Source organism: Nocardioides sp. (genome assembly GCF_036274455.1).
Lineage (GTDB): Bacteria > Actinomycetota > Actinomycetes > Propionibacteriales > Nocardioidaceae > Nocardioides.
This window is the reverse complement of record NZ_DASUFR010000237.1, coordinates 44656-57106: the sequence shown is the minus strand read 5'-3', so window position 1 is coordinate 57106 and position 12451 is coordinate 44656. Positions and strand designations below refer to the sequence as shown.

The following is a 12451-nucleotide window of genomic DNA, read 5'->3' as shown; positions in this document are numbered from 1 at the left end:
GGACTAGTCCGAGAGGGCGTCCGCCAGGGCGCCGACGAACGCATCGAGGTCGCCGGGGTTGCGGCTGGTGATGAGGTTCTGGTCGATCACGACCGCCTCGTCGACCCAGCTGCCTCCGGCGTTCTCGATGTCCGGGGCCAGGGAGGGGTAGCTGGTCAGCCGGCGGCCCTCGACCAGCCCCGCCGAGACCAGCAGCCACGGCCCGTGGCAGATCACCGCGAGCGGCTTGCCGGCCCCGGCCACCTGCCGGACCAGGGCCTGGGCGGTGGGGTCGACACGGAGCTTGTCGGCGTTGACGGTGCCGCCGGGCACGACGAGCGCGTCGATCTGGTCCACGTCGACGTCACCGAAGGTGCCGTGGACCTCGATCTTGCGGGTCGGCTCGGTGTCGCCCTCCGCCGCCTGGATCGGACTGCCGTCCGGCGAGAAGACCTGGACAGCGGCGCCCATCTCGCGCAGCGCGTCTCGCGGCGTGGTGAGCTCGGCGTCCTCGACGAAGTCGACCGCGATGATCGCCACGGTCTTGTCGGTCAGGTCGGCAGTCAGGTCAGCCATGGCGATGCGGTACCCGTGACCGGGACGCGCGCACGCTCACCCCGACAGGTGAGCCCCCCGAGTCAGCAGGCCAGGACCGCTTCGGCTCACGCCATCTCCTCCCCCGCCGGCGACGGCGCCTCGACCAGCCCGGCGCGGACGGCCAGGCTGCCGCCCGACACCGCCACGGCCAGTGTGACCAGCGCCCCGAGGACCAGGGCGGACGCCTCACCGGGCCGGAGCAGCCCCAACTGTTCCCCGATGGTTGCGGCCGCCACGGGCACGCCGAGCTGGGCGGTGGCCAGCATGGCCAGCGGGACGGGTTCGCCGAGGAGCCGGGCGACCAGGTGGGCCGCCGTGGCGCCGGCACCGAGGCACAGGCCGAGACCGATCATCCCCGGGTGGCTCGCTAGCTCCCGGACCTGGAGCGACGCGCCGAGCCAGACGAAGAAGAGCGGTCCGAAGAAGCCCTCGGTCACCGCGAAGAGCTGCCGAGCCACCCGCCTGGGCTCGCCCACCGCCGAGACCGCGAGGCCGAGCGCGAATCCGGCCAGCATGATCGAGACGTGCAGCGCCACCGCCAGCGCCGCGAGCGCGAACAGCACGGTGAGGCTCACCCGCAGCTCGACGGCGAACGACCTCTCCTCCGACACGTCGTGCACCCGCTCCCGCCAGCCGGAGCGCTCCACCCAGGCGAACGCGACGTACGCCGCAACGCCGCAGCCGATCACGGCCAGCGCCCCGAGCGCGGCCCGGACGGCATGGCCGGGGTCGATCGCCAGGGGCAGCAGCACGATGCACGCCGCGTCCGCGATCGCCACCTGCGGCAGCAGCCGCAGCACCTCCTCACCGCCCAGTCCGACCGAGTCCTTGACCGGCAGGATCACCGCTGCCGACGACGACGCCATGAGCACGGCGTACAGCGGCGCGTGGGGCGTGCCGACCAGCGCGGCCACGGCGTACCCGAGCGCGACCGCGGCGACGCCGACCGCGACGGCCCGCGTCACCCCGACTCCCAGGGCCGGGTGCAGCCGCCGGTCGCGGACCGGTACGTGGGTCCCGGCCACGAACATCACCAGCGCGAAGCCGACGTCGGCGAGGAAGCCGAACGTCTCGTCGCCGGGGTCGAGGAAGCCGAGGCCGGTCCGGCCCAGCACCACGCCGGCCATGAGCTCACCGAGCACGACCGGCAGGTGCCACTGCCTCGGCAGCGCGAGCAACGGCCCGACCAGCCCGACGAGGCAGATGACGGCGAGGACCGTGAAGCTCACGGCCGAACAGTAGGCCCGGGCGGGGCCCCCTAGGAGCCGATCTGGGCGGCCGCCTTGCGGACCACCTCGAGCATGCTCCGCGCCCACGCGGGGGTCGCCCCGGCCAGCCCGCACGCAGGAGTCAGCACGAGGTGCTCGCCGACCTGCTCGGGGTCGAGCCCGAGCATCTCGAGCCAGCGCAGCACGCCCTCGGTGACCTGGCCGTCGGTGGGACGGTTCTCCCGGTCCGTGGGAGGGACGACGCCGAGCGCCACGGTCTGCCCCGCCTCGAGCGCCGAGGCGGTCTCGTCGAGGTCGTGGGCGGAGAGCTGCGCGTGGTCGACGGACAGGCCGGCGGCACCCGCGCCGCGGAGCACGTCGAGCGGGGTCTCCCGCGCGCACGAGTGCACCCAGGGCTCCGCGCCCGCCTCCGTCACCGCGTCGAGCACCCAGCCCAGCGCCTGCGACGCCTCGGGCAGCTCGACCGAGCGGTGCCGGCTGAAGCCCGACGCGGTCGGCACGCTGCCCGCGAGCACGGCGGGCAGCGCCGGCTCGTCGACCTGGACCACCAGCCGGCCGACGCCCGGCAGCCGGCGGCGTACGTCGGCGACATGCGAGGTCAGCCCCTCGGCGAGCGCCTGGGCCAGCTCCCGGCGGGCGCCGAAGTCGGCCAGCACCTTGTCGCCCCGCGGCCGCTCGACGGTGGCGGCGAGCGTCCACGGGCCGGCGACCTGGACCTTGAACGCCCCGGCGTGGTCCTGTGCCTGCTCCTCCAGCCCGTCGAGGTCCTGGGCGAGGAGGCTGCGGGCCCTGCGCTGGTCGACGCCGGGCGTACCCCCACTGCCGGTGAGCCGCCAGCCGGCCGGCTGCAGGTCGGCGGCGAGCTCGGCCACGACCGCGAGCGCGCGGCCGGTGAGGGTGGCGGTCGCGCCACGGCCCGGGACCTCGGGGAGGTAGGGCAGGTCGGGCAGCTCCCCCAGGACGAGCTTCACGGCCTCGTCGAAGGCCTGCTGGTCCTCCCCTGGGTGCGAGCCGACGCCGGAGGCCAGCGTCATGCCAGCCGTCCCGCACCGAGCAGGGTCGCCCGCCGCTCCTCGGGCATCGGCTGCTCGACCACACCCACTCCCGGTGTCGCGTGCAGCAGGCCGACCTCGGTGACGAACCCGACGTGGCTGACCGGCTCGCCGGGCCGCCCGAAGAACCACAGGTCGCCGGGGCGTGGGTCATCGACCGGCACCGCGGCCGCGGCCTGGTCGGCGGCGTCGCGCGGCACCCGCACGCCGAAGGCGCGGAAGGACACGTGCACCAGCCCGGAGCAGTCGATGCCGTCGCGGCCGAGCCCGCCCCAGACGTACGGCGTCCCGACGAAGCCGCGTGCGACGGCCAGCGGGTCGGCCTCGGCGAGCGCGTCGGTGCGGACCCAGCCCGGGTAGCCCGCCGGGTCGAGGTGGGTCGGCTGGTCCGGTGCCAGGACGAGGGTCCACTCCCCCTGCGTCTCGACGACGAAGACCTCCTCGCCCGCCGCGAGCGAGGTCACCCGCTCGGAGGCGTCGTCGGGCTCGCGGTGGACGGCGACCTCTCGTGCTGCCCTCACTGCGACATCCTGACGAGGTGGCCGTCGGCGTAGGACACCCGGTCGGCGTACGCCGCTCCCTCGGCCAGCCACCAGGCACCGTCGAGGTCCGGGTCCACGTCGCACCCGGCCCGGGCGGCGAGGGTGGCCGCGTGGCTCACGCCCACCGCCGACTCGAGCATGCAGCCCACGGAGACACCGAGGCCGTGGGTCCGGGCCGCCCGGGCCAGCTCGAGCGCGGGCGTGAGGCCGCCGGCCTTGGCGATCTTGATGTTGACCAGGTCCGCCGCATCGTGGCGGACCAGCTCCACGAGGTTGTCGAGGTCGAAGATCGACTCGTCCGCCATGACCGGCGTCTCGACGTGCCGGCGCACGTGGGCCAGGCCGGGCAGGTCGCGTCGGCCCACCGGCTGCTCGACGAGCTCGACGCCGACCCCGGCGTCCTCGAGCGCGCGGATGACCCGCACCGCCTCGAAGCAGTCCCAGCCCGTGTTGGCGTCCACGCGCAGCGCCACGTCCGGGCCGGCTCCGTCGCGCGCGGCCCGCACCCGCGCCACGTCGGTCGCGGCGTCGGTGCCGACCTTGAGCTTGAGCGTCCCGAAGCCCTCCGCCACCCGCGCCCGGGCCGCCTCGGCGATCTCGTCCGGCTCGCCGGCGGAGACCGTGACCAGCGTGGGGACCCGCAGCGGCACCGGGCCGGCCAGGTCGTGCAGGGCGCAGTCGAGGGCGGCCTTGGCGGCGCTGTTGCCGGCCACCGCGCGGTCCACCATCGGCCAGGTCTCGAACGGGTCGGCGGGCCGGCCCAGCACGGCGTCGCGCAGCGGCCCCTCCAGGCAGGCCGCCGAACCGGCCACGGAGGCGCCGAGCACCTGCCAGTTCTGTGGCGCCTCGCCGAGCCCGACGCGCCCGTCGCTGTCGGTCACCCGCACCACGACGCTGTCGGCGCTGGTGGCGCGGCGCAGCGCGGTCGCGAACGGCGAGTGCAGAGGGAGGCTGAGCCGCTCGACCTCGACCCGCTCGATCGTCGGCGACACGCTCACCGGCGCTGCTCCCAGGCCTCGTGCGCGACCTCCGCGATCCGTTGGTATCCCATCTCGGTTGGTATACCGCTGAGCCTGGCCAGCACCACGAGCACGAACGGCATACCGTCCGGCGGCCGCACGATCGCCATGTCGTGGGTGTGGTCGTCGATCCACCCGGTCTTGTTGGCGATCGCGCTGCCCTCGGGCAGCCCGCGCGGGATGCCGTCGCGATAGGTCTGCCCCCGCATCACGTCCTCGACCTCCTGGTGTTCCGACCCCACGCGGCACAGCACCGCGCCCCACCGCCGGGCCGAGGCCGCGTTGACGATCCCCGCGTCGGTGGCGGGCTGGTCGCTGATCATCCGGCGTACCTCCGGCATCACCGCTGTGCACGCGGCCACACCGGTCTGCTCCATGACGAGGTTGGTGGCGAGGTTGCCGGAGAGCACGATCGACCGGCGCCGCAGCTCGCGCAGGGTCTGGCTGTGGCCGAGCTCGGCCCACGTCTCGGGGTCCTGGTCGTAACCCTCGTCGAGCTCGAAGCGCTGCCCGGGCACGACCGAGTCGAAGTCCGCGTGCACCAGGACCTCGGTGTCGAGGTCGAGCGAGGCCGCCGCCATCGCGACCGGCACCTTCATCAGGCTGGCCGCGAGGACGGGCTCGTCGGCGTCCTGCTCCCACCAGGTGGTGCCGTCCAGCCCGCCCAGCCAGACGCCGACGACATCACGCACGGACCGTGCTCGCGATCGTCGCCGAGCCGACCACCCGGCTGCCGTCGTAGACGACCACGGCCTGGCCCGGCGCGATGCCGTACGCCGGGTCGAGCAGCTCGACGTCGACCGCGTCGTCCGCAACGCTGACGACCGCGCGGTGCTCGTCGCCGTGCGCCCGGAGCTGGACCGTGCCCTCGAGCCGGGACGGCGCCTCCCCGCACCACCGGGGCCGGATCCCGCTCAGCCGGTGCACGGCCAGCCGCTCCCGCGGGCCCACGGTGACCGTCCCCGAGGCCGGCTCGATGTCGAGCACGAACCGCGGCTTGCCGTCCGGCGCCGGATGGCCGAGCCGGAGCCCCTTGCGCTGGCCGATCGTGAACCCGTAGGTGCCCGTGTGCGTCCCCACGAGGACGCCGGACTCGTCCACGATCGCGCCGCCGTGGTTGGGCGCCCGGTCGCCGAGCTTCTCGCGCAGCCAGCCGGGGGTGTCGCCGTGCGCGACGAAGCAGATGTCGTGGCTGTCCGGCTTGTCCGCGACCAGCAGACCGCGCCGGGCCGCCTCGGCCCGTACCTCGGTCTTGGTCGAGCCGCCGAGCGGGAACAGCGCGTGCCGGAGCTGCTCCTGGTCGAGCACGCCGAGCACGTAGGACTGGTCCTTGCCGTCGTCGACCGCCCTGTGCATCTCGACGAGCCCGTCGGGTCCCGTGCGCAGCCGCGCGTAGTGACCGGTGGCCACCGCGTCGAAGCCCAGACCCAGGGCGCGGTCGAGGACCGCGGCGAACTTGATCTTCTCGTTGCAGCGCAGGCACGGGTTGGGGGTCCGGCCGGCGGCGTACTCGTCCATGAAGTCCTCGACCACGTCCTCGTGGAAGCGGTCGGAGAGGTCCCAGACGTAGAACGGGATGCCGATGACGTCGGCGGCGCGGCGCGCGTCGTTGGCGTCCTCGATCGTGCAGCAGCCGCGCGCACCCGAGCGGTACGACGCCGGGTTGCGCGAGAGGGCGAGGTGGATCCCGGTGACGTCGTGCCCGGCCTCGGCGGCGCGGGCGGCGGCGACTGCGGAGTCCACGCCGCCGGACATCGCGGCGAGGACCTTCAACCGGGTCACCGAGCCCGGACCGCCCGCGCGCGCTCGACCGCGGGGCCGATCGCCTCGACCACCGCATCCACGTCGGCGGGCGTGCTGGTGTGACCGAGGGAGAACCGCAGCGAGTGGCGCGCCTGCACCTCGTCGCAGCCCATGGCCAGCAGGACGTGGGACGGCTGCGGGACGCCGGCCGAGCAGGCCGAGCCGGTGGAGCACTCGATGCCGCGGGCGTCGAGCAGCATCAGCAGCGAGTCGCCCTCGCAGCCCGGGAACCCGAGGTGCGCGTTGCCGGGCAGCCGGTGGACCCCGAGCGGGTCGAGCGCCCCGCCGTGCAGGTGTGCGTCGGGCACCTCCTCGATGACGCGGCGGACCAGGTCGTCGCGGAGGCCGCCGATCCGCTCGGCTCGCTCGGACCGCAGCTTGACGGCCAGCTCGACCGCGGCGGCGAAGCCGGCGATGGCCGGGGTGTCGATCGTGCCGCTGCGGATGTCGCGCTCCTGACCGCCGCCGTGGATCAGCGGGGTCACACCGACCTCGCGCCGGACCACGAGCGCGCCCACGCCGTAGGGGCCGCCGAGCTTGTGGCCGGTCAGGGTGAGCGCGTCGACCCCGCTCGCCGCGAAGTCGACGTGGACGGTGCCGACCGCCTGCACGGCGTCGGTGTGCACGGGGATCGCGTGCTCGGCGGCGATCGCAACGACCTCGTCGACCGGCTGCACCGTGCCGACCTCGTTGTTGGCCCACATCACCGAGATCAGCGACACCGACGCCGGGTCGCGCTCGACCGACTCGCGCAGCGCGTCCAGCCGCAGCCGGCCCCTGTCGTCGACAGGGAGCAGCTCCACGTCGACGCCCTCCGACCCGCGCAGCCACTCCATCGCGTCCAGCACCGCGTGGTGCTCGATCGCGGTGCACAGCACCCGGGTGCGGCGCGGGTCCTCGGCGAGCCGGGCCCAGTGGATGCCCTTGACCGCGAGGTTGTCGGACTCGGTGCCGCCCGAGGTGAACACCACCTCTCCGGGCCGGCAGCCCATGGCCTGCGCGATCGTCTCCCGGGACTCCTCCACCACCCGGCGCGCGTGCCGGCCCGAGGCGTGCAGCGAGCTGGGGTTGCCGACCTCCAGCAGGTGCGCCGTCATCGCCTCGACCGCCGCGGGAACCATCGGCGTCGTGGCGGCGTGGTCCAGGTAGACCGTGCGCTCAGCGGTGTCCATGTCCTGCCCAGCCTACGGCCCCACCTGCGGGTTCCAGACACCGCGGCGTACCTCAGATCGGCCGGGCGCTACCTCAGATACCCGCGGTCACCTTCCGGCCACCGCCGGGGGACGACGGTCGGTCACCGCTCCAGGCGGGTCAGCCACGCGTGCCCGGGGTGCACCTGCGCCAGGGCGTCCAGCAGCCAGCCGCGGGCGTCGTCGTCGAGCAGCGGCCATGTCACGTCGAGGTCACGCCGGTCCTTCTCACGGTCGGGCAGAGCCTTGTAGAGCAGCGCGATCTCCGGCCGGACGTAGCGGATCCCGTCCGGTGCGACCCACGTGGCGTCCTCGACCGCCACGACGTGCTCGGCCCACCGCTTGTTGGTCCAGAGCCCCGCACGGTCCGGGGTGATCGGCAGGTCCACCACCCACGGCGACCCCGCGTCGCGGCGGATCCAGACCTGGCTCTCCACGTCGAGCGGCTCGGGGAACCGGTCATTGAGCGGGCGCAGCGTGCCTGCGAAGTTGGACCAGGGTGTCCAGTCCGTGCCGAGGTGCTCCCGGAACGCGGGCAGGTCGCACGCCAGGAGCGACAGGTCGACGTCCTCGTGCTCGCGCGGCGCGCCGGTGAACGCCTCGATCGACCAGCCGCCGACGATCCACCAGGGACGCTCGAAGCCACGCATGAGCTCGGCGAGCCCGGCCGGGTCCAGCGGTTCCCAGGGGCCGTACCAGCGGTAGAACTCCGCGTCATCCACGGCGAGCCACGGTAGCGAGGAGCGCGTAGTGGTCGGTGCCGGCGACGTCCACGGTCTGCGTGCCCAGGGCAGCCATCCGGTCGCCGACCAGGACGTGGTCGATCTTCACCAGCGGCGGGAGGAGTGGGAAGACGCCGACGTGGTTGGCCGGCCAGGTCGGCTGCCAGCCCTCGTTCGCCGCCTCGCTCGCGTCGCGGAAGCCCGCGTCGTCGAGCGCGCGCATCGGCACGTGGTCGGCGGTCGCGTTCATGTCGCCCAGGATCAGGTCGGCGTGGTCGGTCTCGGCCTGCTTCAGGATCGCGGCGTGGTCGGCGCGCCAGCCGGCCGGGTCGACCGGCGCCACGGGATGCACGCCGAGGACCGTGAGCCCGGCGTAGGTCGCCTCCCAGCCCTGGAACGTCGTGCGCAGGCGGACGTGGTCGGTGAGCGGCTGGTCGGCCAGGATCATCGTGCCGGCGACCATGTAGTCGGGCTCGCCGACGCGGTCGGGCAGCAGCTGGGCGAGCCCGAGGCGGTCCATCTCCTCGAGCAGCTGGGGCGTGATCTCCTCCAGCACCAGGACGTTGACGTGGTGGTCGCGGACGGCGTTCACGACGTCCCGCGCGCTGGCGCGGCCCTCGTAGAGGTTGGCGTTCATCACCGTGATGCGCTGGGCACCCGCGGCGGGCGCCGGGTTGTCGCCCATGACCTGCGGCGCGAACCACCACACGTGCAGGCAGAGCAGCACCAGCGCCAGCACCGCTCCGACCGCCTGCGGCGACCGGCCCCTCGCCACGATGGCGCCCACCCCGAGCAACACGACCAGGAAGACGTAGAGCGGGATCGCCAGCGGTGTGAACGCCTCGATCCGGATCATCGTGCCGTTGTCGCTGTCGAACGCGCGCGCGATGGTGAGGGTGAGGGCGGGGACGGCCGGGACGGCGACGACGAGCCAGAACAGGACCCGCTTCACAGCAGGACCAGGTCGTCGCGGTGGACCACCTCCCGCTCGTAGGCCGCGCCGAGCTCGCGCTTGAGCTCCTTGGACGACCTGCCGAGCAGGTTCGGGAGCTCCTCGGCGTCGAAGTTCACGAGCCCGCGCGCCACCGGTACGCCGTCCGGCCCGGCGATGTCGACCGGGTCGCCGGCATGGAAGGCACCCACGACTCCCGTGATGCCGGCCGCCAGCAGCGAGGCCCGCCGCTGCGTCACCGCGACGACCGCACCTGCGTCGAGCAGGAGCGTCCCGACCGGCTCGGTCGCGTGGGCCAGCCAGAGCAGCCGGGTGGGGCGGCGGCGCCCGGTCACGTGGAACAGCGTCCCGACCGGCTCGCCGGCCAACGCCTCCGCGGCCCGCCCTGCGGAGGCCAGCACGACGGGGATGCCGGCGCCCGTGGCGATCCGGGCGGCGTCCAGCTTGGTCCGCATCCCTCCGATGCCGACCCCGGCGGCGCCGGCCTTCCCGACCCGCACCGAGGAGAGCTCCGCCCAGTCGCGCACGTCCGGGACCAGCGCCGCGCCCGGCGCCTTCGGTGGGCCGTCGTAGAGCCCGTCGACGTCGGAGAGCAGGACCAGCAGCTCGGCGTGGACCAGGTGCGCCACCAGCGCGGCCAGCCGGTCGTTGTCGCCGAACCGGATCTCGGTGGTGGCCACGGTGTCGTTCTCGTTGACGATCGGCAGCACGCCGAGCTCGAGCAGCCTGGCGAAGGTCTGGTAGGCGTTGCGGTAGTGCGAGCGCCGGGTCACGTCGTCGACGGTGAGCAGCACCTGCCCGGCCACGACGCCGTGGCGCGCCAGCTCCTCGGTGTAGCGGTGCACCAGCAGCCCCTGGCCCACCGACGCCGCGGCCTGCTGGGCCGGCAGCGCCCGGGGCCGCTTGCGCAGCCCGAGGGGCGCCAGGCCGGCCGCGATCGCCCCGGACGACACCAGCACCACCTCTGCGCCGCGAGCGCGCGTGGCGGCCAGCACCTCCACCAGCCGGCGTACCCGGCCCGGGTCGATGCCGCCCTCGGCGGTGGTCAGGCTGGACGACCCGACCTTGACCACGACCCGGCGGGCGTCGGCGACCTCACGTCTCATCATCGGCCCGGTCGGGGTCGTCCTCCGACCCGATCTCGTACGACGTGGGTCCCCGGTCGATCCGCCGGGCGACGTCCGCGCGCTCCTCGCCCTCGGCGCGGTCGGCCATGGCCTCCTGGATGGCCCGGCGCCGGCCCACTGCGGGCCGCTGCTCCTCGAAGCGGGCGTCCTCACCGCGGCGCGCAAGGTTCTCCGCGCCCGCGTCGATGCCCGGCTTGAAGTCGAAGACCACCGCGTTGTCCGGGTCGCCGATGACCACGGTGTCGCCCTCGACGGCCCCGAGCTCGAGCAGCCGGGCCTCGACGCCCAACCGGTTGAGCCGGTCGGCAAGGAACCCGACCGCCTCGTCGTTGCTGAAGTCGGTCTGGCGGACCCACCGCTCCGGCTTGGTGCCGCGCACCTCCCAGCCCAGTTCGGTCGAGGCCACGGTGAAGCCGTCGCCGCCGTCCGCGGACGCGGGCCGCAGCACGATGCGGGTCGCCTCGGCGACCTCCTTCGTGGCCCGGGCGGCGGCGACGATCTCGGCCATGGCGAAGGTGAGCTCACGCAGCCCCTCCCCGGAGGCGGCGCTGACCGGGAAGACCCGCAGCCCGCGCCCGCGCAGGTCGTCGATGACGATGTCGGCCAGGTCGCGGCCGTCGGGGACGTCGACCTTGTTGAGCGCCACCAGCCGGGGCCGGTCCTCGAGGCCGCCGTAGCGGCTCAGCTCGTTCTCGATGACGTCGAGGTCGTCGACCGGGTTGCGGCCGGGCTCGATCGTGGCGGTGTCGATCACGTGGACGAGGGCCGCGCAGCGCTCGACATGCCGCAGGAACTCGTGGCCGAGCCCGCGGCCCTCGCTGGCGCCCTCGATCAGCCCCGGCACGTCGGCGACGGTGAATGTCGTGTCGCCCGCTGTGACCACGCCGAGGTTGGGCACCAGGGTGGTGAACGGGTAGTCGGCGACCTTGGGCCGGGCGCGGGAGATCGCGGCGATCAGGCTGGACTTGCCGGCGCTCGGGAAGCCGACCAGCCCGACGTCGGCGACCACCTTGAGCTCGAGCCGGATCTCCAGCTCGTCGCCGGGCTCGCCGAGCAGGGCGAACCCGGGCGCCTTGCGCTTGGCGCTCGCCAGGGCCGCGTTGCCGAGCCCGCCCCTGCCGCCCTGCGCAACCACCAGCTCGGTGCCCGGGCCGACCAGGTCGGCCAGCACCTCGCCCCGGGCGCCGGTGACCACGGTGCCGTCCGGGACCGGCAGCACCAGGTCGGCCCCGTGGGCGCCGTTGCGGTGGCCACCCGCGCCGTGGCCGCCGTGCCCAGCCCGGCGGCGCGGGCTGTGGTGATAGTCGAGGAGGGTGGTCACGTCGGGGTCGACGCGCAGGATCACCGACCCGCCCGGGCCGCCGTTGCCGCCGTCGGGGCCGCCCAGCGGCTTGAACTTCTCGCGGTGCACCGAGGCCACACCGTTCCCGCCGCGGCCGGCGCTGACGTGCAGCGACACCCGGTCGACGAAGGTCGGGACGGCCATGGCTCGGGTTCTCCTTCGGGCTGGATCCTTGGATTGAGGAGGGCGCTCTACGCCCGTCTCGAAATCACGAAAGGCGCCCGGACAGGGCGCCTCTCGTCATGTCGTGGGGGACCTCAGGCGTCGTCACCCGGGACGATGTTGACGACCCGGCGGCCACGACGGGTGCCGAACTGCACCGCACCGGCCGCGAGCGCGAACAGTGTGTCGTCGCCACCGCGGCCGACGTTGGCGCCGGGGTGGAAGTGGGTGCCGCGCTGGCGGACGATGATCTCGCCCGCGCTGACGACCTGGCCGCCGTACCGCTTCACGCCCAGCCGCTGCGCGTTGGAGTCGCGGCCGTTCTTGGTGGACGCCGCGCCCTTCTTGTGTGCCATCTCTGCTTCTCCCCTGCTGGGCGGCCGTCAGGCCTTGATGTCGGTGATCTTGACCTGGGTGTACTTCTGGCGGTGGCCCTGGCGCTTCTTGTAACCCGTCTTGTTCTTGAACTTCTGGATCACGATCTTGGGGCCCTTGGTGCCGCCGAGCACCTCGGCGGTCACCGACGCCTTGTCGAGCGACTTGTGGTCGGAGGTGACCGCGTCACCGTCGACCACGAGGACCACGGGCAGGGTGACCGTCTCGCCGACGGCGGTCGAGACCTGGTCGATCTCGATGACGTCGCCGACGGCCACCTTCTGCTGCTTCGCGCCAGCGCGCACGATCGCGTACACCGCGGTCTCCTTGGTTGGTCTGTGTGAATGAGGCCCTGGGGCG

14 protein-coding genes are annotated in these 12451 nt (G+C 74.0%); all 14 read right to left on the bottom strand.

From position 1 onward, the window contains the following. Positions 1–3 precede the first annotated feature (3 nt). Positions 4–555: a type 1 glutamine amidotransferase domain-containing protein gene (locus VFV89_RS22640; protein ID WP_329708249.1), complete on the bottom strand. Its 552-nt coding sequence runs from the start codon at positions 553–555 to the stop codon at positions 4–6. Positions 556–641: 86 nt separating this feature from the next. Further along, complete coding sequence (locus tag VFV89_RS22635) at positions 642–1805, bottom strand: cation:proton antiporter (protein WP_329708248.1); 1164 nt, start codon at positions 1803–1805, stop codon at positions 642–644. Positions 1806–1834: 29 nt separating this feature from the next. Further along, the gene (locus VFV89_RS22630) at positions 1835–2839 is read right to left on the bottom strand and encodes a methionine synthase (protein WP_329708247.1); all 1005 of its coding nucleotides are present in this window, start codon (positions 2837–2839) and stop codon (positions 1835–1837) included. Further along, positions 2836–3378 (bottom strand): C40 family peptidase, encoded by a 543-nt coding sequence (locus VFV89_RS22625; protein WP_329708246.1) that lies wholly within the window; start codon positions 3376–3378, stop codon positions 2836–2838. The genes VFV89_RS22630 and VFV89_RS22625 overlap by 4 nt, the downstream gene beginning before the upstream one ends. Continuing rightward, complete coding sequence (locus tag VFV89_RS22620) at positions 3375–4397, bottom strand: dipeptide epimerase (RefSeq protein ID WP_329708245.1); 1023 nt, start codon at positions 4395–4397, stop codon at positions 3375–3377. Before VFV89_RS22620 ends, VFV89_RS22625 begins: the two co-directional genes overlap by 4 nt. Beyond that, positions 4394–5110 carry a serine hydrolase gene (locus VFV89_RS22615; RefSeq protein ID WP_329708244.1) on the bottom strand — a complete coding sequence of 239 codons (717 nt, stop codon included), beginning with the start codon at positions 5108–5110 and terminating at the stop codon, positions 4394–4396. The genes VFV89_RS22620 and VFV89_RS22615 overlap by 4 nt, the downstream gene beginning before the upstream one ends. Beyond that, entirely contained in the window at positions 5103–6191 is a 1089-nt protein-coding gene (gene mnmA / locus VFV89_RS22610; RefSeq protein ID WP_329708271.1) for a tRNA 2-thiouridine(34) synthase MnmA, read from the bottom strand. Before mnmA ends, VFV89_RS22615 begins: the two co-directional genes overlap by 8 nt. Positions 6192–6196: 5 nt before the next feature. Beyond that, on the bottom strand, positions 6197–7393 hold the full coding sequence (locus VFV89_RS22605) for a cysteine desulfurase family protein (protein ID WP_329708243.1): 1197 nt from the start codon (positions 7391–7393) through the stop codon (positions 6197–6199). A 122-nt stretch (positions 7394–7515) separates the two neighbouring features. Then, positions 7516–8133, bottom strand: coding sequence for a nucleotidyltransferase domain-containing protein (locus VFV89_RS22600; RefSeq protein ID WP_329708242.1), 618 nt, complete (start codon positions 8131–8133; stop codon positions 7516–7518). Next, the gene (locus tag VFV89_RS22595) at positions 8126–9085 is read right to left on the bottom strand and encodes an endonuclease/exonuclease/phosphatase family protein (protein ID WP_329708241.1); all 960 of its coding nucleotides are present in this window, start codon (positions 9083–9085) and stop codon (positions 8126–8128) included. The genes VFV89_RS22600 and VFV89_RS22595 overlap by 8 nt, the downstream gene beginning before the upstream one ends. Next, entirely contained in the window at positions 9082–10194 is a 1113-nt protein-coding gene (proB, locus tag VFV89_RS22590) for a glutamate 5-kinase (RefSeq protein ID WP_329708240.1), read from the bottom strand. Before proB ends, VFV89_RS22595 begins: the two co-directional genes overlap by 4 nt. Then, positions 10181–11698, bottom strand: a complete 1518-nt coding sequence (obgE, locus tag VFV89_RS22585) for a GTPase ObgE (RefSeq protein WP_329708239.1) — start codon at positions 11696–11698, stop codon at positions 10181–10183. Before obgE ends, proB begins: the two co-directional genes overlap by 14 nt. 113 nt (positions 11699–11811) lie before the next feature. Then, the gene (gene rpmA / locus VFV89_RS22580; RefSeq protein ID WP_329708238.1) at positions 11812–12072 is read right to left on the bottom strand and encodes a 50S ribosomal protein L27; all 261 of its coding nucleotides are present in this window, start codon (positions 12070–12072) and stop codon (positions 11812–11814) included. A 27-nt stretch (positions 12073–12099) separates the two neighbouring features. Then, positions 12100–12408 carry a 50S ribosomal protein L21 gene (gene rplU / locus VFV89_RS22575; protein ID WP_329708237.1) on the bottom strand — a complete coding sequence of 103 codons (309 nt, stop codon included), beginning with the start codon at positions 12406–12408 and terminating at the stop codon, positions 12100–12102. Positions 12409–12451 lie beyond the last annotated feature (43 nt).